This is a genomic window from Fontimonas sp. FW305-C-3 (assembly GCF_058783185.1).
Map to the genome: position 1 here is coordinate 982153 of NZ_JBYSYK010000002.1, position 20197 is coordinate 1002349.

Consider the following 20197-nt stretch of genomic DNA (forward strand, 5'->3'; position numbering starts at 1 on the left):
GGAACCTACGCCGCCAGAAAGCGCCCCAGCACCGCGCCGAAATCCTGCGTCTCCCACAGGTTCAGGAAGTTGCTCATCATCAACAGCGACGACCGCGCCGCCTCGTTATCCTCGATGCGCGGATCAAACCGGTCCTGCGCCTGCGCGAGCTCCGGCACGAGCGACGCCAGGTAGGCCGGCACGTCGAGCAGCCAGTTCAGGCCCATGATCGCGACGTACAGCATCAGCTCGCGCCTCAGCAGCGCCAGATCGACGGCCTTGCCGCCGCTGGTTTCGAACTCCGCGGCGAACATCACGAGCAGGCCGTCGAGATGCGCGTCCCACAGGCGGGGCTCGGCACCGCTGAGCGCGCCCCACAGCGCCATCGCCAGGTTCATCGGCCCGACGCAACCCCAGTCCATCAGGCCGCATTGCAGGTCGCCGCGCGCATCGCGCCAGAACCAGGCGTTGTCGACGTTGGCGTTCCAGTGGCACAGCGCGATGTGCGGCGTGTTGGCATTGAGCGCTGCACGGATCGCCGCTTCGTGCTCGGCGAAACCGGCGACCTCTTTGCGCAGCCGGCCGATGAACTCCGGCGTGCGGATGTTCGCGTTCAGCAGCTGCGGATGCTGCGCCGCGAACGCCGCATAGCGCTCGACCCGACTCTGCAGCTGCCGCGCCGTGTACGACGCGCGTTCGGCGACCGCGGCAGAACCTGGGTCGAACGGCAGCTGCGCGCATAGCGCCGCCGGCAGGCGTCCGGCCTGATGCGCGCCGGCCAGCCGCGCGACGCTGCGCAGCAGCGCCTCGTAGTGCGCCAGCGGCTCGGGCATCTGATGGTCGAGACACTTCGGATAATGCGGCTCGATGCCGCCGCGGCCGTAGGCGATGCGCTCGCTGATCAGCACGCCGGTGCCCGAGGCTTCGTCGTAGGCGGCGTGATAGCAGGACGGCACGACGATCGGAAACCCGGGCGCGCGCGACAGCTTGGCGAAGCGCACTTCGAGCTGCATCTGCGTACGGCCGCGGTCGCGGACCGGATCGTCGAGGTCGCGCGAGAACTTCACGAACAGTTCGCGATGCAGCCCCGCTCCCGGCTGCACGTACTCGACACCGAGCAGCAGCTTGCGGCCGGTACTGCCGCCGCGGATTTCGCGGAACTCGGTGATGCGGCTGACCGCGTTGTCCGCGCCGAGCACGCCGTCCGCGCGAAAGGCGTCGGTCAGGAACGCCGCGCCGCCGTCACGCAGGGCATCGGCATGTACCGGAATCCCTGCGATCCACGCCGGCTGCGCTGTCACTGTGGCATCACCGCGGCTTCAGGGCCTTGGAGATCCGGTGATCCGGCGCAATCCAGTCGGAGCTCGGATAGATCGGCTTGATCGCGCTGGCGGCGTCGAGTTCCGCAAGTTCTTCGGCGCCGAGCTTCACATCCGCCGCACCGAGATTGTCGTCGAGCTGATGGCGCTGGGTCGCGCCGAGCAGCACGCTCGTCACGCCCGGCCGTGCGAGCAGCCAGGCGATCGCAAGCTGCGGCACGCTGATGCCGCGCTGTGCGGCAATGCGCCGCAGCACATCCAGCAGCGCGAAGCCCTGGTCCTTGTCGAACTGCAGCATGTCGAAGTCCGCAAAGCGATTGCCCGGCCTGGCCAGATCCTCGCGCGTGTAGGCACCACTGAGAAAGCCGTACGCGAGCGGGCTCCAGACCGTCATGCCCAGGTCGTAGCGCCGCATCGTCGGCAGCATATCGCGCTCGACGTCGCGGCCGAGCAGCGAGTAGTACATCTGGCCGTGCGTGAACGGCGCGAGGCCGTTGGCCTTCTGGATCTCCATCGCCGCGGCGACCTTCCAGGCCGACCAGTTGGAGTAGCCGATGTAGCGCACCTTGCCGGCGCGCACGACCGCGTCGAAGGCTTCCAGCGTTTCCTCGAGCGGCGTGTACAGGTCTTCGCGGTGCGCGACGTAGCAATCGATCCAGTCGGTGCCGAGCCGGCGCAGGCTCTGGTCGACCGACCACAGGATGTGGCGCTTCGACAGGCCGGTGCGGATCAGCTCGCGGTCGCCACCGCGGCCACCGACCTTGGTCGTGATGACGACCTTGTCGCGGTGCGGCTTCAGCGCGGCACCGAGCAACGTCTCCGACTCGCCATCGGCGTAGACGTCGGCAGTGTCGAAGAAGTTGACGCCGGCATCGAGCGCCCGCGCGACCAGTTCGTTCGCAAGCTCGGCACCGACCTTGTAGACCGACTTGAGGCTCTGGTTGCCCTGCGTGAACGTCAGCGCGCCAAAGCCGAGCCGGGAAACCAGCAGCCCCGTATTTCCCAGTCTGGCGTACTGCACGGTGCGCTACTTCGCAGCCTTGCGGCCGGAACGGCTCAGACGCCAGTCCGGCGGGAACTTGCTGTCGTTGTCCTTGACCGCGTTGTTGATGCCCTTCTCGAAGGTTTCCTTGTCGAGCGTCAGGTCGGCGGCGTCGTTCTTGACCAGCGGCAGCATCGACTCCAGCCAGCCGGTCATCATGCTGCCCATGTACTCGCCCTGCTGCTGCTTCATGATCTCGAAGAAGGTCTTCTGCATCACGACGACGTCGGTCGGCCGCGACTTGCTGCAGGCGTCGGCGTACTTCTGAACCTCTTCCTCAAGTTTGTCGCGCGGCACAACGCTGTTGACGAAGTTGCACTCGTACATTTCCTTCGCGGTGAACGGCCGGCCGGTGAACACCATCTCCTGGAACTTGCGGATGCCCATGGTCTGCGCCCAGGTCCACATGCGCGGCCCCCAGCCGACGTAGCGGAACGACGGATGGCCGAACAGCGCGTCGTCGGACGAGATCACCAGATCGGCGTCGCCGGCCTGGTAGAAATGCCAGCCGTAGACATAGCCCTTGGCCTCGACGATCGAGATCTTCTTGAACTCCTGCAGGCTGCGGCAACCAAAAGCGGGATTCGCGTACAGGTTGGTCAGCTGCGCGAGATAGCGGTAGCTGCCCTTGGGCGGATACTTGACTCCTTCGTCCTCGCCGATCGCGAACTCGTGCAGCAGCGAGTGCTCGGAATCGCCAGAGATCATGTCCTCCTGCTCGCCGAGGTCCGCGCCGCCGCCGAAGCTGCTGCCGACGCCGCGCACCAGCAGCACCTTGACGTCGTCGTCAATGTTCGCGCGATGGATCATCTGCGCGTAGAGCTGGCGGGCCGCGATCGTCGGCGCATTCAGTGAGTCGGCGCGATCGAGCCAGATCGTCGCGATCTTGGTCTTCGGATTCTTCTCGTAGCGGACGATCTCTTCGGGCGCGGGACGCTTGGCTTTCTTCGCCATGAGGCTCTCCTGGGTTCTGGTTCTGGGCACGGTAGCTGTTATCGCGCGGTCCCTGCCGTCGCGTCCCTACATTTGGCGTGCAGGCATAGACACTGGGCGCAGAGACCAGAAGACCCCGGCCACACCGTCATTCCCGCGAAGGCGGGAATCCAGGGCGGAGAGAACTGCGCTTCTTAACCCTGGATTCCCGCTTTCGCGGGAATGACGTCCGAGCTACTCTCGCCCCGCCCGAACACCGGCTTCCGCTTCTCCTGCAACGCCTTGACCCCCTCGCGGTGATCAGCGGTGCGCACGCTCAGCGACTCGTAGGCGATGCCGGTCTCCAGCACCGACACGGCGGCGCGCTTCAGCTCCTGGTTCAGCAGCACCTTGGTCCAGCGGATCGCCTGCTGCGCGCCGGAGAGCAGGCGCTCGCAGAAGGCATCAACGGCCACATCGAGTTCGGCGGCCGGCAGGCAATGGTTAATCAGGCCGATCTCCGCCGCGCGCTTCGCAGTCAGCAGTTCACCGGTCAGCAGGAATTCCTTGGCGAGCGTCAGGCCGATGCGCTGCGGCCAGATCAGCGCGCCGCCGTCGCCGGCGACGAGGCCCAGCGCAACGTGCGGATCACCGATCTTCGCGGTGTCGGCGGCGAAGATCACGTCGCACAGCAAGGCCAGCGTCGCGCCCAGGCCGATCGCGTGGCCGTTGAGCCGGCACACCAACGGCTTTTCCATGTCGAGCACGCCGAGCGCGATGCGCTTGGCCTGACGCGCCTCGTGGTCGAACAGCACCGGCTGCGCCGCGTTGCGTGCGATGTGGTCGAGATCGCCACCCGCCGAGAACGCACGGCCGGCGCCGGTCAGCACCACGACGTCGGAGTGCGGATCCTGCGATGCAAACGCAATCGCCTCCGGCAGCTCGTCGTGCAGCTTCAGGTTGACCGCGTTCATCGCGTCCGGCCGGTTCAGCGTCACCGTCAGCAGCCTGCCCTTGCGGCTCAGCGCAATGGTTTCGTAACTGGGCAGAGACTCGGCGCTCGACATGATCACTTCCTGGTGCGTTCGGAGGGCGGCAGCGTTTCGGTTTCCCAGATCGCTGCGCGTTCGCGGAACGCCGCCGCGACGCGATCCCAGCGCCCGCCTTCATTCCCCTTGAGTTCGATATTGAAGCGCGTCGCGTTGCGGAACTCCAGCACTTCGACGCCTTCGGCCCCGGCTTCGTAGGTATACGCACAGCCGGCCGGCACGAACATGCCATCGCCCTTGCGCAAAACCCTGTTGCCTATATGCAACTCGCCGCCGATGACGTAGTACAGGCAATTGCCGTTGTGGCTGTGCGGCGGCAGCACGTAACCGCTCTTGAACCACAGGTAGACGAGGCTGAAGCCTTCTTCGGCACTGCAGCCGGTCTCCTTGAACAGCAGCAGGTTCATCTCGCCGAGGCCGCGCGTGACCTTCAGGCCGGCGAGGCGCGACAGGCCGGCCTGCACCGCTTCGTCGACGTCCGCCGTCGCCATCGTCTCCGGGCCGAGCGGCGTTGCCTCGCTGGCCTGGAAGAACGCGATCGACCGTCGCGGCGGCTTGGCGTCGTTCACGGCGCGATCAGCGCTTGCCCGCTCTGGCCGCGATGTCGTTCGCCGCGACGTAGCCGAAGGTCATGCCCGGCCCGATCGTGCCGCCGGCGCCCGGGTAAAGATTTCCGAACGGGCTCGCCGAGTTGTTGCCGGCGGCATACAGGTTCGGGATCGGCTGGTCGTTGCCGTCGAGCACGCGCGCCTGCGCATCGCACTTCAGGCCGCCCTTGGTGCCGAGATCGCCGAGGTTGATCGCGACCGCGTAGTACGGCGCATTGCCGATGGGGCCGAGACAGGGATTCGGCTTGACGTTGGCGTCGCCGAACATCTGGTCGTAGGGATTGCTGCCGCGGTTGAATTCCGGATCGCTGCCGCTGATCGCGTACTGGTTCATGTTCGCGACGGTCTTCTTCAGCGCGTCGACCGGCACATGGATCTTCGCGGCGAGCACTTCAAGCGTTGGCGCACGGAAAATGTACTGATCCCACCAGTCCGGCGGGATGCGGCTGTCCGGCATCAGGATCGTCGGCATGATGCCGCCGGCGGTGAATTTCTGGCGGAAGGTCGCGTCGAACAGCAGCCAGCACGGCGTGTTCGCACCGGTCTTCAGCTGGTCCTCGACCATTGCCGCGCCGAACTCGTCGTAGCTGCAGGCCTCGTTGACGAAGCGCACACCGTTGCGGTTGACGCAGACGCTGTGCGGACGGCCGACATCGAACGCCGCCTGCACGATATCTTCAAAGTTCGAGCGGCTCTCCATCGGGATGTGCATCGTCGGAATCCACCAGCCGGCCTCGGTGTGCGCGGTCGCGGCACCAATCTTCATGCCGGCGATCAGCGCTTCGCCGCGATTCGCGTCCTCAGGGGTCGAGCTGTGCCGCGTCAGGCCCGGCACCGGGAAGAACTGGTCGCGCAGTGCCTGATTCCATTCGAAACCGCCAGCAGCGAGCACGACGCCGTGGCGCGCAGCGATGTCGTAGCGGCGGCCAAAGTTGTTGACCTTGACGCCGGTGACCTTGCCATCGGCGACGATCAGCTCGTCGAGCTTGGTCGCCAGACGGACCTCGATCTTGCGATCGAAGGCCTTCTTGTACAGATGGCCCATCAGCGCCGCGCCCTGCGTGAAACGGCGGTCGCGTTTGGTCAGGAAGCGCGTCGACCAATCCGACCAGTACGTCCAGGCCATCTTCAGGAAGGTCTTGACCCAGCCCGGGCCGCGCGTCGAGATCGCAAAGAACTGCATCACGTCCATCGCGTAGCGGTTGAGGATCTTGAAGCGCGCGTACTGCTCGCGCATCAGCGGGAACATGTCGCCCAGCTCGCGGCCGTCGAAGGTATCGCAGACGATCGAGCGGTCGACGCGCGCGTTCGGCGCCGTCGGGAAATAGTCCGGGTAATACGGCGCCGGCGACACCGGCACGCCGAGCGCCTTGACGAAGCGCAGCATCTCCGGCGCCTGGTCGACATAGGCTTCGAGGCGGTCGCGTTGCACCGGCTTCTTGATCAGCGCATCGAGATAGGCCAGCGCCTTCTCGCGGCTGTCGTCGTTCGGCGTGAACTGGTGGTTGGGCACCCAGACGACGCCGCCCGACGCCGCCGACGTGCCGCCGTACTTGTGCGCCTTCTCGACGATCAGCACCGACAGGCCGTGCTCTTTCGCGCGCAGTGCCGCGGTGACCGCGGCCGCGCCGGAGCCGACGACGACGACATCAAAGGTTTCTGTACCGCTCATCGCTCACTCCCCTCAGAAGCTCGGTGCCACGTTGACGCGGACGCCGTCCAGCTCCTCACGCACCTGGATCTGGCAGCACAGCCGGCTGTTCGGCTGCACATCCATCGCCATGTCCAGCGTCGCGACTTCAACGTCGTCGGGCTTGCCGACCTTGGCCTGCCACTGCGGATCGACATAGACATGGCAGGTCGCGCAGGCGCAGCTGCCGCCGCAGTCACCGAGAATGCCTTCGACACCGGCGAAGCGGCCGGCTTCCATCATCGATTGTCCCGGCTCGACATCCTCGAGCGTCTTCTCGACGCCGTTGGCCTGGACGAAGGTCAGCTTGATACCCATACGTTATTCGCCAGCCAGCGCTTGCGCGCGGGCTTCCATGATTTCGAGGAGATGGTTGACCGGATCTCCGGCCGTGATGCCGCCGTCGACCGGCAGCACGGTGCCGGTGATCTGCGCCGAGCGGTCGCTGCTCATGAACAGCACGACCTGCGCGACATCCTCGGGACGGCCGGTGCGCTTCAGCGGCTGGTTGACGTCGAACGCGGCGCCGACCGCGTGCTTCACCCGCTCGGCCGTTTCGGCACTGATGCCCGGCGGCGCGAATGAAGTCAGCGGCGTGCGGATATGGCCGGGCGCGAGGACGTTGACGCGGATGTTGTATTCGGCCAGATCGATCGCATTCGACTTGGTGGCCATGATCAGCGCCGCCTTCGACGCGCGGTAGGTGATCAGCGCCTGACCCGGCAGCACGCCGGCGATCGAGGCGTTGTTGAGGATCACCCCGCCGCCATGGTCCTTCATGTGCCGTGCCGCGCACTGCGTACCGATCAGCGCGCCGAACAGATTGATGCCGATGACCTTCTGGAAATCCTCCAGCGGATCGTCGAGAAAGCGGGCGTGCTGCGCGCCGGAGATGCCGGCATTGTTGAACATGATGTGCAGGCCGCCGAAGCGCTCAACCGCGAAGTCGACCAGCGCCTGCACCTCGGCTCTGTTCGACACGTCGGCGCGCTTGAACAGCGCGTTCGGCCCGAGGCTGGCAGCCATTGCCTGGCCCTGCTCCTCGCTGATGTCGGCAAAGACGACCTTCGCGCCCTCGGCGACGAACAGCTCGACTGTCGCCTTGCCGATGCCGCTCGCGCCGCCGGTGATGATCGCGACCTTGCCCGCCAGCTCCTGACCCATGTCAGGCCCGCTTCGTGAACGTGATCGGCAGACGTTCGATCGTGCGCACGGCAACCGTCGGCGCGTGCGTGATCTCGGAAACCGAAATCGTCAGCTTGATGTCGCCGAGGCGGCGCACGACTTCACGCGCGACGACCTTGATCTCCATGCGCGACAGCGAAGCGCCGATGCAGCGATGCACGCCGACACCGAAGGCGACGTGCTTGCCGAGATTGGGGCGGTTCAGATCGAAGTTGCGCGGGCAGTCGAACTGCGTCTCGTCGTCGTTGCCCGATGCATACAGCACCATCACATGCGCATGCTCCGGCAGCATCACGCCGCCGAGCTCGACCTCCTTGGTCGTCATCTTGGCGAGCGCGCGCACCGGCGGTTCGATGCGCAGCAGCTCTTCGACGAAGCGGTTCAGCAGACGGTCGTCGTCGACCGACTGGTGCAGCGTCTTCGCGACTTCCGGCTGGGTCGCCAGCACGTAGAGAAGATTGCCGATCGCGCTGGCCGTCGTGTCGTTGCCGGCGATGATCATCGCGCGCACCAGCGACACCGCCTCGCCGAATTCGAGCCTGCCGTCCTCGGTCTCGGCGTGGACGAGGTCGGAGACCATGTCCTCGCGCGGCTGCGCTTCGCGCGCACGCATCTCGGCGATGATGAAGTTCTGCAGCTCGCAGATCTGCGCGGCATTGGCGAGCATCTGCGCGCGGTTCTGCATGCGGCCGATCTGCGCGGTGACCGCCTGCGACCAGGCCTTGACCTTGTCGGCGCTGAGCTGGCCGAAGCCGAGCTGCTCGCAGATCACCGCAATCGTCAGCGGAATCGCGAAATCGTTGACACCGTCGACGACCTGGCCGTTGCCGGCCTTGGCGATCAGCTGATCGATCAGCTTGTTCACCAGCGTGGTGATCTGCGGCTCCAGCGTCGCGACGCGATGCGCGGTGAAGGCCTTGTCCATCAGCTTGCGGACGCGGGTGTGCTCCGGCGGATCGGACTTGATGACGTCCGGGAAGAAGCCGCCACCGTCGCGCTCGAGGATCTGCTTGAACTCCTCGAAGAAGCCGCTCGCGTATTGCGCCGCATAGCCGTGCTTGTCCGAATAGGTCAGCGGATCGCGCAGCACCGTGACGATGTCGTCATAGCGCGACACCAGCCACATGTTGAGCTTGGCGTCGTAGTGCACCGGGCTGTCCTTGCGCAGCGCCTGGTAGAACGGCCGCGGAGAAATCATCGTCTGCGGGTCGGTCAGCGAGGCGTCCTTGAGCGACCCTGCGCCGTATCCCATCGGGCATCCGCCCGTCTGCTGTGCCGCTTTGGCTTGACCCGTTTCCATGGCGAGCTGCTGTCCTTGCTGTCTGTATTCTGTGGCGCGTCAGTGACGCGAGTTGCCGCCGTCGGCGACCAGCGTCGGCGCGTCGCGCGTCGCCTGCGGGCCGGCCTGCAGCAACGCGGCCGAGCGGTACTGGCGCGGGCTGAGCTTGAACTCGCGCTTGAACATGCGGCTGAAATGCGCGGCGCTCTTGAAGCCGACGCGGTAGGCGATCTCGCTGACCGAGGCTTCGCCGGACTTCGATGACGTCAGCCACTGCCCAGCGGTCTTCAGGCGCTTGTCCCAGACCAGCGTCGAGAACGGCGTGCCGTGCAGCTTGAGCAGCAGCGACAGGTAGCGCGGCGAGATGCCGCAGCCGGCGGCGACCGTCGCGATGCTCAGCTTGGGATCGGACAGGTGCGTTTCGATGTAGCGCAGCACGTCGTTGAGGCGCTTGTCGGACAGCGTCTGGCGCTGCGGCGCGCTGGACTCCTCGTCCTTGATCGCTTCGCAGATCACCGACAGCGCGCTGTCGACCAGCAGCTGGGCGACCGACTCCTTCAGCTCGCCCGGGTCTTCGAAGATGTCGGTCAGGATGCGCTCGGCGATCGCAAACTGGCGGCCGCGGGCCGGGATGCAGAAGCCGGTCTTGACGTCCTGCGGGATCAGCTTGCGCAGCGCATGCGCCGGCACGATCAGGTGCAGGACCTCGTGCGTGGAGTCGTCGCCGGTCTGGCACTCGACCGAGAACGGCGTCATCGACTTGGTGATCATGAAGTCGCCGGCATTGGCGACACTGTGCCCGCATTGATGCGAGACGCTCAGGCGCCCGCGCTTGACGAACCACAGCACGGCCACATCGGTGCCGTCCTCGCGGATGTGGGTCCAGGTACGACGGAAACTCAGCTTGGATTTCGAACGCAGGCGGATGATCGAACTGGCACCCACGGCCTTGCGGTCAGCGCGCACGTCGATGACCGACGCCGCCTCGATCGTGTACTCGCCCTGGTAGTACTCGCGGTTCCGCGGTCCGCGGAAACTGTTCTGACAGTCGAGATAATTGCGCTTGTCGAATACGAATAGTGTTTCCATCGGGTCGTCTCCTCAAGGCTCGGGGGGCTGAAATACCCCTACCTAGCTGGAGACAGCCTATCGGCCACCTACCCGACCGTCCCCGCAGTTTGCGCGGACGCATAGACATTTCGCGCATCGGCACGCGATGGTCAGGCAATCAAGGGCTTAGCTCCTCCCGAGGGCCCCTCCAAACCCGCAGCGCCCGTAGCCCGGATGCAATCCGGGGGGCGATCCGTCGGCCGCCACCGACCCGGGTTGCACCCGGGCTACACCAGCGCCGAATCGATCTCGATCTTGCCGCTCAGGATCTTGTGCAGCGGGCACTTGTTGGCGATGCCGAGCAGATAGGTCTTCTGCTCCTCGCTGAGATCGCCGACGAGTTCGATGCGGCGATGCATGCGATGCACGCCATCCACCGACTCGCTGCCGACCTCGACCCGCACGTCGGTCAACGGCATCTGCTTGCGCCGCGCCACGAGCGTCACCGTCAGCGCGGTGCAACTGCCCAGCGCTGCGTCCAGCAGATCGAAGGGCGTCAGCCCGGCGTCTTCGCCGCCGATCTGAACCGGCTCGTCGGCGACGATCTGATGGCGACCGTTGCTGATGTCCTGCTTGAGCTTGCCGTCGGCCGACTTGTGTACGCTGATCACGTCCTGCTCCTGCTGTCGAGTTCCCGCGCAGCATATCGAGCTGTCAGTCTCAGCGCGCGACCCCCGCCTCCGCCAGCTCAGCCTGCCTCTCCGCCGACAGTCCCAGCAGCTCACCGAACACGTAGGCATTGTGTTCGCCCAGCCGCGGCGCGGCGGCGCTGATCTCGGCACCGCGGCTCATGTTCCACGATGGCCCGACGACGGTCCGGCCATTGCCGGCGCGGTCGGTGACCTCGCGGAAGAAACCTCGCTCCCACAGGAGCGGATCGGCGACGAGATCGACCGAGCTCAAGCTTTTCGCCGCAGCGATGCCGAGGCTCTGCAGCTTGGCCGCCAGCTCGCTGGCGTCCTGGTTCGCGGTCCATTCGCGGATGCGGCGGTTGAGTTCGGCTTCGTGCGACTTGCGGCCGGCCAAGGTCGCGAAGGCCGCTTTGCAGCTCGATTCCGGCCAAACCGCGTCCGCCAGTGCTTGCCATGCGGCGTCCGACGACACGGCGATGCTGATCCACTCGCCGTCGCGGCAGGTGTAGACGCCATGCGGCGCCATCTCGGCGTGGCGGTTGCCGTCGCATTCGCGGACGACGCCGTTGAGTGAAAAATCCATGACGGCGTCACCGATCATGCTGGTCATGCATTCGACGGCGGAGACGTCGATGAACTGCCCTTCGCCGGTGCGGCGCTTGTGCAGCAACGCGACCGTTGCGGCATAGGCAGCGGCAGTGCCGAAGGTGGAGTCCGCGTAGCGAACGTTCATGCCGCCGGGCGCGGCGCCGCCCTCGCCGACCAGCAGGCTCACGCCGCCGAGCGCGGCGAAGCACGGCGCATAACCGGTCTGATACGCGAGCGGGCCATCGCTGCCGAACATGCCCATCGAGACGTAGATCAGATCGGGTTTGGCGGCTTTCGCCACGTCGTAACCGAGGCCCAGGCGCTTGACCGATCCGGGCCGCAGGTTCTCGACGAGCACGTCGGACTGCTTGAGCAGATCGAGGATCAGCTGCACGCCCTGCGGCGTCTTCATATCGATTTGCACGCTGAGCTTCTGTGGATTGACCGCCTGGAAGCCCGGCGCCTGGTTGATGTCCTTGACACCGTAGGTGCGCGTGACGTCGAGCGACTCCATGCTCTCGACGCGAATGACTTCGGCGCCGAGGAACGCGAGCAGCTTGCCGACGTAGGGACCGGCCCAGACTTTGGTCAGCTCGACGACGCGCACGCCCTGCAGCGGACCGCCGCGCAAACGCGCGCTCATGACGCGTGCTCCGCGGTGTGCTGGCCGAGCAGCGGCGCCGCGGCGCGAATCTGCGCCGGCGTCGCGCTCATCCTGTAGGGCACGGTCGGATACAGGTGCCTGCCCTGTTGCGGATGCGCGACTTCGGTGAAGAACTGGCGGAACGCATACTGCGGCGAAGCCTGCAGGTCGCGCGCATTGTTGACCGCCACCAGCGTCAGGCCAAGCTTCTGCGCGGCGGCCGAAACCTCGTCCTTGTTCTGTGTCTTCAGCCATTCGGCAATGTGCTGGCGGCACTGCGCGACGCGTTCCGGCGTGCACTCGCGCTCCAGCCAGCGCTCGGGGAATTCGTTCATCCAGGCCGGATCGCCGAGCAGCTTGCGCAGGCCGTCCCAATGGCCCGGCGCGGACATCCAGATGTAGGCGTGGCCGTCCTTGCAGGCAAAGATGCCGGCCGGCCCGAACAGGTCGAAGGCGGTGCGCCGCGTGCTGACGTCCATGTCGCCCGCCGCCATCTGGCCGAGCACGTAGTCGACGCGTGAGGCGAGCACGTCGCGTTTCGAGATATCGATGAAGCGGCCGAGCTTCGATTCCTCGCGCTCGTAGACGCTGGCAACGATGCACAGCGCGGCATCGAGGCCGGCTTCGTAGCTGGCGAGAAAGCGCCCCGGTCCCTTCAGTGGCGGCTGCGTATCGGTCGCGCCGCTCGGCGTGTGATAGCCCCAGCCGCTGCTGTGGAAGACGGTCAGATCTTCGGCATGGCGGCGCTCGTCCGGCGCCGACTGGCCGAACGGCGTGATCGAGCACAGCACGAGGTCCGGCCTGAGCTGTTCGGGATCGAGGCCATGGGCCTGCAACCAGCCCGGTGCGTGATCGTCGATGACGACGTCCACCTTCGCCAGCAGTTGCTGCACCGTCGCCGCGCCGGCTGCACTGTCCAGATCGAGCGCGACCGAATGCTTGCTGGTGTTCAGATACGCAAACAGGCCGCTGCGTTCCGGCTCGCTGGCACCCGGCGCAAACGGACCCAGCCGGCGCGTCGGGCTGCCGACACCGGGCTTCTCGATCTTGATGATCTCGGCGCCAAAGTCGGCGAGCAGCTTGCCGCAGTATTCGCCGGCAACGCTCTCGGCGAGCTCCAGCACGCGGACGGACTTCAACGCGCTCATGCCAGCGGCGTCAGTTCGTAGTCGCCGGCATCGTCGATCTGCGCCTTCCAGCCCGGATAGACGACGATGGTCGTGAAGGTTTCCTCGATGATTGCCGGCCCCTGCACTTCGTAGCCGGCCTTCAGCTCGGTGCCGAAATGGATCGGCGTGTCGGCGTAGCCCTTGCCGAGATTCGCGCGGCGAGTTTTTTTCGCCTTGGCCTGCAGCTTCGGCGCGGTCGTGCCGCGCAGCACCTTCGGCGACGGCGTCTCCACCGTCGTCACCAGACGGATGCCGGTGACCTCGGGCATCTCGCCTTCGCGGATGTGGCCGAACTCTTCGGTGTGGCGCCGGTTGAACAGCGCAATCGCCTGCTCGCCGAGCTTGGCATCGACGAAGGACAGGTCGTGCAGACCCTGGTTGACCTTGACGTCGAAGGCCAGCGACCAGTTCTGGCCGGGATAGCGCATCTTCATCTGGTATTTCGCGGTGACCTGCTTCGCGGCGAACTTGGCGTCGGCGAAGTACTTCTCGGCGCGCGCCTCGAGCTCGCCCCACAGCGTCTTCAACCGCGCGCCGTCGAGCGCATTGGCCGGCGCAATGTATGAGCGCTCCTCGTCGATGCTCGGGTTGGCAACCAGCGTGCCGAGCGCCGAGAACGTCGGCGAGGCCTTGGGGACCAGCACGCGGGTGATGCCGAGATCCTCGGCCTGGATCGCGGCGAACACCGGGCCGTTGCCGCCGTAGGCGAGCATGACCATGTCTTTCGGATCGATGCCCTTGCCGGCCACCGTGCGGCGCACCGCCTGGCTCATGTTGGCGTTGACGACGCGCCAGCAATCGAAGGCCGCGTCTTCGGCACTGTATTGCTTGCCGGCTGCGAGCTTCGCCGCGAGCTGTTCGAACGCGACATCGACGCCCTGGCGCGTCAGCTGGAAACTGCCGCCGGCAAAGCCCGCTTCGTCGGACAGGATGCCAAGCATCAGCAGCGCATCGGTGATCGTCGGCGCCGTGCCGCCGCGGCCGTAGCAGATCGGCCCCGGTTCGGAACCGGCCGATGCCGGGCCGACTTCAAGCGCGCCATTGTCGGCGTGGCAGATCGAACCGCCGCCGGCGCCGAGCGTCTCGACCTTCACCATCGGCACGCCGACCAGATAGCGGTGATGCATGTTCCAGCCGACCTCGGCCGGCGCGTCGCCGTCGATGACCATCGACATGTCGTAGGACGTGCCGCCCATGTCGACGCACAGCAGGTTCGGGCAGCCCTTCGCGGCGCCGACATGCGCGGAACCGACGACGCCGCCGGCCGGGCCGGAAGCCAGCACGCGAATCGGCGCGCCGTCGATGTAGGCCTTGGTCATCACGCCGCCGCTGGCCTGCATGACCATCAGCTGATGCCGGTAGCCGCCGTCGCGCAGACGCTCGACGAGCTTTTCCAGATACGAGGTCACGCGCGGCGCGACGTAGGCGTTGACGACGGTCGTGCTCGTGCGGTCGTACTCCGGTGCGCGCGGCAGTACTTCGTGAGAATTCGAGATCTGCACGCCGGGCATTTCCTCGGCGACGATTTGCGCGATGCGCTTCTCGTGCGCCGGGTTGACGAAGGAGAACAGCAGCGAAATCGCGACCGACTCGACGTTCTGCTTCTTCAGCCGCCGGCAGCATTCGCGCACCGCGGCTTCGTCGAGTTCCTTGTGCACCACGCCGTTGAACAGCACGCGCTCCGGCACCGTCAGGCGGCGGCGGCGCGGCGTGATCTCCTTGGGCGGCGGCAGGCGCACGTCCCAGATGTCTTCCTTGTAGCCGCGGCGGTATTCGATCTCGTCGCGGAAGCCCTCGGTCGTGATCAGGCCGGTGACCGCGCCGTTCATCTCGATCAGCGTGTTGTCGGCCACCGTCGTACCGTGGACGATCGCATCGCACTGCGCGAGGAAATCGACCAGCGCCAGGCCTTCGATCGCGGCGAGCTTGGCGAGACCGGTCATGACGCCGATCGAACGGTCCTGCGGCGTGCTGAGGTTCTTGTGCAGCACGACTTCGGCGCCCTTGAGCAGCGCGAAGTCGGTGAAGGTGCCGCCGATGTCGATACCGACGCGATAAGTCACTGACGCACTCCGGCTGCCGCCTGCATCTGTTTTCGGGTGGCCGCAGTCGCCGCCACATCGACCGCGAGGTCATATTCTTCAAGCGTGCCGGTCAGGATCACGCCGTAGCGCTCGCGCGCCGCCCTGACGCTGACCTTCTCGTCGAGCACGTCTTCCTTGACCGCTTCCGGATCGCGCAGCAGCGCGGGGCCGAAGCCGCCGCCGCCGCCGTGCTGGTAGGCGATCACCGCGCCGGCCGGCAGCTGCGCCTGCGTCGCGCGCTCGATCTTGCGCTCGCGTTCGGTGCCGACCTCGAAGTGATTCGAGTACGGACCGGCGTCATCGCCGCCGCACATGCCGCGCAGCGGATGATCGGACGACACCATCCAGGCCATCGCCATCGTCGGTTCGAGAATCTGCTTGCTGTTGAGGCTGCCCGGCTGGCCGCGCCACTGGCCGGCGCCGCCGGTGTCGATCGTCATCTCGCGGCTGATGTTGATGATCGGGAAGCGGCTCTCGGCATCCTCGGCCTCCGACAGCAGCAGGTTGCCGAGGCCGACGCAGGACGAACCCCAACCGTCGAAATCCTGGACTGCCGAGGAATCCATCGAGCGCGCGTCGACGCCCTGGTCCATCCACATACCGTTCTTGTCGAAGCCGATCACGGCATTCGGCATGCCGATCTTGTAGACCTGCGGCGTCGAGCGTTCCGGCACGATCGGCGCCATCGCGACGCAGATCGCCTCGATGATCTCGCAGGCCGGATGGAAAGAACCCAACGCCGCCGGCTTGTTGATCGGCGGATGCACGATCGTGTTCTCCGGAAGAATGATGTCGACCGCGTGGAATAGGCCTTCGTTCTTGACGATGCCCGGATCGATCATCGACGCGATCTGCACCATCGCGTAGCCGCGGCTGTTGGCGAAGGTGTTCCAGACGCCGACCAGGTTCGGCCGGTCGTCGGAGCCGGTCAGGTCGACGGTCAGGTGATCGCCCTTGACCGTGCAGTTGACGTGGACCTTGACGTCCTTGGTGCCAAGCGTGTCGTGGTCGATCAGCACATCGGCTTCGTAGGAGCCGTCCGGCCACTTCGCGATCTCTTCGCGGAAGCGCTGCTCGGTGTGATCGATGTTGGCGTTGATCGCCGCCTTGACGACATCCCCGCCCCACTTGCGGACGATGCCTTCGAGCAGCTTCACGCAATGCTGCACGGCGCCGATCATTGCCGCCAGATCGCCGGCGAACGACGGAAAGCGGTTGTTGCGTTCCAGCAGCTTGATGACGTCGCGGCGCTTCTCGCCGCGGTGGACCAGCTTAAGGCAGGGAATCGCCAGGCCTTCGGTGAAGATGTCGGTCGCTTCCAGCGTGAAGCCGCCGGGGTCTTTGCCGCCGGTGTCGCCCTGATGGGCCTGCAGCGCCTGGATCAGAATCAGCTTGCCTTGATCGTCGAACACCGGCGCGTAGACGTTGTAGTCCGGCAGATGGCCGCCGCCGTAGTCCGGATCGTTACCGACGAAGACGTCGCCCGGGCCCCAGTCGTACTCGTCGAAGAACTGCAGGCCGTAACGCACCGTCAGTTGCGAGATGAAGACCAGATGCGGCGTGCCGATCGACACGCCGGCGAGCCGGCCGTGCGCATCGATGATGCTGCCGTTGCGCTCGTTGGACTGGTTGATGATCGGCGACGACGCCGCGCGGCCGAGATGCGTCGCTGCCTCGAAGCAGACCGTCTCGAAGGCGCCGCGGATGATGCTCGCGGTGACCGGATCGACGGTCGCCGACGTCGGCAGCGGATCGCGCCGGGCGGCGAGCTTCCTGTTCAACTCGAATGACATTGCGGCACTCCTCGAAAACAATCGGACATGCGCATGCGGCGCCCGGTCCGTCGACGAGGATTAGAGTCCCGCAGGGCGGGTTTTCAGTCTCTGCAAAAGCTGCAAGGGTTTAGACAATCGCTGAGCCGCGGATGCGCAAGCCAGCCCCGTGGCCCGGATGAAATCCGCGGCCGGCGCATGCCGGATAGTTCGAACCCCGGACTGCGTCCGGGCTACGGTCGAAGTCTCAGATCGCCAGCCAGCGCAGCACTTCAACCTCTTCCGCCTCGTGCAAGCCCGGCACCCGGACCAGGGCATTGGCCTGGACCATGTTGCCGAGCATGTGCGAAGCCTGGCCGCCCAGCGGCTGCAACTGCAGCTGGCCCTGCGCGTCGGTCGTGATGCGCCCACGCAGCCAGAAGGTCTTGTCGGTCAGGCGCTTGAGGTTGGCCGGTGCGGGCACCGTCTGCCAGCGGCGGTCCGGATCGAGGCCGCACATCGCATCGAGCACGCTGCGCAGATAGACGTGCAGGTTGACCATCACCGAAGCCGGATTGCCCGGCAGGCCGAACAGCAGGCTGTTGCGCCGGCGCGCCACGAACAGCGGCATGCCCGGCTTCTGCGCGACCTTCCACAGCACGCGCTCGGCGCCGACGGCCTCGCTGACCGATGGCACGAAGTCGAAATCGCCGACCGACACGCCGCCGGTCGTGATGACCAGATCCGCGTCATGCAGCGCGCGGTCGATCGCATCGCGGACCGCGGCCTCGGTATCGGCGACGTACTCGATGCGCAGCGGCGGGCACTGCCAATGCTGCAGATGCGCCGCGAGCAGCGGGCCGTTGGCGTCGGGGATCTGTCCGCGCCGCGGCGTCATGCCCGGCGCGACGACTTCGTCGCCGGTGACGAGGACGACGACGCGCGGCGCGCGCACCACTTCGACGCTGTCGATGCCGGCCATTGCCAGCGCACCGATCAGGCCCGGCGTCAGCAGGCTGCCGCGCCCGGCCAGCAGCGCACCGGCACGGATCTCTTCGCCGGCCTGGCGCACATCGGTACCGGCTGCGACCGTTTCAAGAATGACGACGCTGTCGCTGTACGGCCGCTGCGTCAGCTCCTGGCGCACGACGGTGTCGGCGCCCAGCGGCAGCATGCCGCCGGTGAAGATGCGCGCGGCGGTCTGCGGCAGCAGCACCGGCACGCTGTCCTGCGGCGCGGCGGCGATCTGCTGGACGAGCGACAGCGCCAGCGGCGTCGATGCGATGTCTTCATGGCGCAGCGCATAGCCGTCGACCGCGCTCTGCGTGAACGGCGGCAGCTCGCAGCTGCTGTGCACCGGCTGGGCAAGCACCCGATGCAGCGCCTGCGTCAGCGGCAGTATCTGCGACTGCAGCGGCTGTACCGCGGCGAGAATCTTGGCTAGCGCTTCGCTGGCTTCGAGCATGGAGTATGCCTAGTCGTAACCGCCCGTGTGCGGCCGCGTGACGCGGACAACATCGATCAGATGCACCAGCCCCGGCAACACCGCGGCGAGGGTTTCTTCGGCGCCTTTGCGGCTACCGGGAAAGGTCATGACGACACTGTTGCCGGCAAGACCGGCGATGCTGCGTGAAAGCATCGCGTACGGCGTGCGAGCCTGGCCGAAGGCGCGTGCCGCTTCCATCAGGCCCGGCACTTCCGTGCTCAGCAGCGGCTGGATCGTCTCGACCGTGCGATCGCGCGGACCGATGCCGGTGCCGCCAACCGTGACGATCAGCTCGATGCGCTGCCCGAGCCAGTGGCGCACCCGTGCCTCGAGTTCCGCCGGTTCGTCGGGCAGCACTTCGTAGGCGGCGATCTCGAAGCCTGTGTTGCGCAGACTGTCGGCCACCGAGCGCCCCGCGGTATCCGGCTTGCGGCCGGCCGCGACGGTGTCGGACAGGACGATGACGGCAGCACGCGCACCTTCGATCTGGCGGCCGAACTGCGACTTGCCGCCTTTCTTCTCGGCAAGCTGGATGTCGCCGATGCACAGCGCCTTCGCCGACACATGCGGCTTCATCATGTCGTAGACGGTCAGCGCCGCGGCACTGACCGCGGTCAGTGCTTCCATCTCGACACCGGTCGCGGCGATCGTGCGGACCTTGGCCTCGATGCGCAGCGCCTCGTCTTCGAACTCGAAGTTCAGCTCGGCATCGAGGATCGGAATCGGATGGCAGTGCGGCAGGATGTCCGACGTGCGCTTGACCGCCATCAGGCCGGCGATGCGCGCGCATTCGAGCACGTCGCCCTTGGCGACGGCGCGGTCGCGAATCATCTTGATGCCGTCGGCAGAGAGCGTGATGCGGCCGGCCGCGGTCGCGGAGCGCAGCGTGGTCGGTTTGAGCGTGATGTCGCGCATGCGCGGTCAGTGATGATGATGGTCGTGATCGTGATCGCGATCGGGTTTGGGCGCGGGCAGGTCCTGCGGACCGGGCTGCGCGTCGCCAATGCAGCAGCCGGTGACGAACGCGCTGGTGCCGTCGGCGTAGAACTCTTCCTTCCAGATCGGCACCGTGTGCTTGGTCGCATCGACAGCGGCGCGCAGTGCGGCAAAGGCTTCGGCGCGATGCGGCGCGCGGACGACGGCGATGATCGCGTTGTCGCCGACCTGCAGCGAACCCAGCCGGTGCACGACACGGCAATACGGCACGCCGAACTCGGCACAGATGCGCTGCTCGATCTCGCGGATCATCTTCTCGGCGAGCGGCACGTGCGCGGTGTAGGTCAGCGACAGCACCGGCTTGCTCTCGTGGTGATTGCGCACCGTGCCGGCGAACAGCGCCAAGGCGCCGCAATCGGGACGCGCGCTGTCGGCAATCAGCGCGTCCATCGACAGCAGGGTTTCCTGAATTCGATTATCCATCTCAGCCTCCGGCGACTGGCGGCAGCAGGGCGATCTCGTCGCCGTCATGCAGGGAGGTTTCGCGCAGGACGATCTGGTCGCCGCGCGCGCAGGCGCAGCGCGGCAGCGTCGGCGCCAGCGCCTCGTGCCGGTCGGCCAGTACCGCGAGCGCGTCGGCCACGGTCGCGGGGTGCGGCACTTCGATCGACAGACGTGCACTGCCGGCCAACCGCGCCGTCACGCCAAAACAGTGGACCGCAATCTGCATGAAGC

At 66.4% G+C, this 20197-nt stretch carries 19 protein-coding genes; all 19 read right to left on the reverse strand.

Translation table 11 applies throughout. From position 1 onward, the window contains the following. Positions 1 to 5 precede the first annotated feature (5 nt). Positions 6 to 1280: a hypothetical protein gene (locus AC3WUF_RS10870; protein WP_492425343.1), complete on the reverse strand. Its 1275-nt coding sequence runs from the start codon at positions 1278 to 1280 to the stop codon at positions 6 to 8. A 7-nt stretch (positions 1281 to 1287) separates the two neighbouring features. Further along, positions 1288 to 2319 (reverse strand): aldo/keto reductase, encoded by a 1032-nt coding sequence (locus AC3WUF_RS10875; RefSeq protein ID WP_492425345.1) that lies wholly within the window; start codon positions 2317 to 2319, stop codon positions 1288 to 1290. A gap of 6 nt (positions 2320 to 2325) precedes the next feature. Continuing rightward, entirely contained in the window at positions 2326 to 3294 is a 969-nt protein-coding gene (locus tag AC3WUF_RS10880) for an enoyl-CoA hydratase/isomerase family protein (protein WP_492425347.1), read from the reverse strand. Between the two features lie 173 nt (positions 3295 to 3467). Then, positions 3468 to 4319 (reverse strand): enoyl-CoA hydratase/isomerase family protein, encoded by an 852-nt coding sequence (locus tag AC3WUF_RS10885; protein WP_492425349.1) that lies wholly within the window; start codon positions 4317 to 4319, stop codon positions 3468 to 3470. Between the two features lie 2 nt (positions 4320 to 4321). Further along, positions 4322 to 4870 (reverse strand): cupin domain-containing protein, encoded by a 549-nt coding sequence (locus AC3WUF_RS10890; RefSeq protein ID WP_492425351.1) that lies wholly within the window; start codon positions 4868 to 4870, stop codon positions 4322 to 4324. A gap of 7 nt (positions 4871 to 4877) precedes the next feature. After that, positions 4878 to 6581, reverse strand: coding sequence for an FAD-dependent oxidoreductase (locus tag AC3WUF_RS10895; protein ID WP_492425353.1), 1704 nt, complete (start codon positions 6579 to 6581; stop codon positions 4878 to 4880). A gap of 12 nt (positions 6582 to 6593) precedes the next feature. Further along, on the reverse strand, positions 6594 to 6917 hold the full coding sequence (locus AC3WUF_RS10900; protein ID WP_492425355.1) for a 2Fe-2S iron-sulfur cluster-binding protein: 324 nt from the start codon (positions 6915 to 6917) through the stop codon (positions 6594 to 6596). 3 nt (positions 6918 to 6920) lie between these two features. Continuing rightward, complete coding sequence (locus AC3WUF_RS10905) at positions 6921 to 7763, reverse strand: SDR family NAD(P)-dependent oxidoreductase (protein WP_492425357.1); 843 nt, start codon at positions 7761 to 7763, stop codon at positions 6921 to 6923. 1 nt (position 7764) lies between these two features. After that, on the reverse strand, positions 7765 to 9036 hold the full coding sequence (locus AC3WUF_RS10910) for a cytochrome P450 (protein WP_492425359.1): 1272 nt from the start codon (positions 9034 to 9036) through the stop codon (positions 7765 to 7767). Between the two features lie 87 nt (positions 9037 to 9123). Beyond that, positions 9124 to 10152 carry a helix-turn-helix domain-containing protein gene (locus tag AC3WUF_RS10915; RefSeq protein ID WP_492425361.1) on the reverse strand — a complete coding sequence of 343 codons (1029 nt, stop codon included), beginning with the start codon at positions 10150 to 10152 and terminating at the stop codon, positions 9124 to 9126. Between the two features lie 248 nt (positions 10153 to 10400). After that, a complete protein-coding gene (locus AC3WUF_RS10920) occupies positions 10401 to 10784 on the reverse strand; it encodes an OsmC family protein (RefSeq protein ID WP_492425363.1) in 384 nt (127 codons plus the stop codon). A 49-nt stretch (positions 10785 to 10833) separates the two neighbouring features. Then, positions 10834 to 12036, reverse strand: a complete 1203-nt coding sequence (locus AC3WUF_RS10925) for a CaiB/BaiF CoA transferase family protein (RefSeq protein WP_492425365.1) — start codon at positions 12034 to 12036, stop codon at positions 10834 to 10836. Then, the gene (locus tag AC3WUF_RS10930) at positions 12033 to 13184 is read right to left on the reverse strand and encodes a CaiB/BaiF CoA transferase family protein (protein ID WP_492425367.1); all 1152 of its coding nucleotides are present in this window, start codon (positions 13182 to 13184) and stop codon (positions 12033 to 12035) included. The genes AC3WUF_RS10925 and AC3WUF_RS10930 overlap by 4 nt, the downstream gene beginning before the upstream one ends. Next, complete coding sequence (locus AC3WUF_RS10935) at positions 13181 to 15268, reverse strand: hydantoinase/oxoprolinase family protein (protein WP_492425369.1); 2088 nt, start codon at positions 15266 to 15268, stop codon at positions 13181 to 13183. Before AC3WUF_RS10935 ends, AC3WUF_RS10930 begins: the two co-directional genes overlap by 4 nt. Further along, a complete protein-coding gene (locus tag AC3WUF_RS10940; RefSeq protein WP_492425371.1) occupies positions 15265 to 17082 on the reverse strand; it encodes a hydantoinase B/oxoprolinase family protein in 1818 nt (605 codons plus the stop codon). Before AC3WUF_RS10940 ends, AC3WUF_RS10935 begins: the two co-directional genes overlap by 4 nt. A gap of 226 nt (positions 17083 to 17308) precedes the next feature. Then, positions 17309 to 18505 carry a molybdopterin molybdotransferase MoeA gene (locus AC3WUF_RS10945; protein WP_492425373.1) on the reverse strand — a complete coding sequence of 399 codons (1197 nt, stop codon included), beginning with the start codon at positions 18503 to 18505 and terminating at the stop codon, positions 17309 to 17311. A gap of 9 nt (positions 18506 to 18514) precedes the next feature. Then, positions 18515 to 19441: a bifunctional molybdenum cofactor biosynthesis protein MoaC/MoaB gene (gene moaCB, locus AC3WUF_RS10950; protein ID WP_492425375.1), complete on the reverse strand. Its 927-nt coding sequence runs from the start codon at positions 19439 to 19441 to the stop codon at positions 18515 to 18517. A gap of 6 nt (positions 19442 to 19447) precedes the next feature. Then, positions 19448 to 19945 (reverse strand): molybdenum cofactor biosynthesis protein MoaE, encoded by a 498-nt coding sequence (locus tag AC3WUF_RS10955; RefSeq protein WP_492425377.1) that lies wholly within the window; start codon positions 19943 to 19945, stop codon positions 19448 to 19450. A gap of 1 nt (position 19946) precedes the next feature. Further along, complete coding sequence (locus AC3WUF_RS10960; RefSeq protein ID WP_492425379.1) at positions 19947 to 20192, reverse strand: MoaD/ThiS family protein; 246 nt, start codon at positions 20190 to 20192, stop codon at positions 19947 to 19949. Between the last annotated feature and the right edge of the window lie 5 nt (positions 20193 to 20197).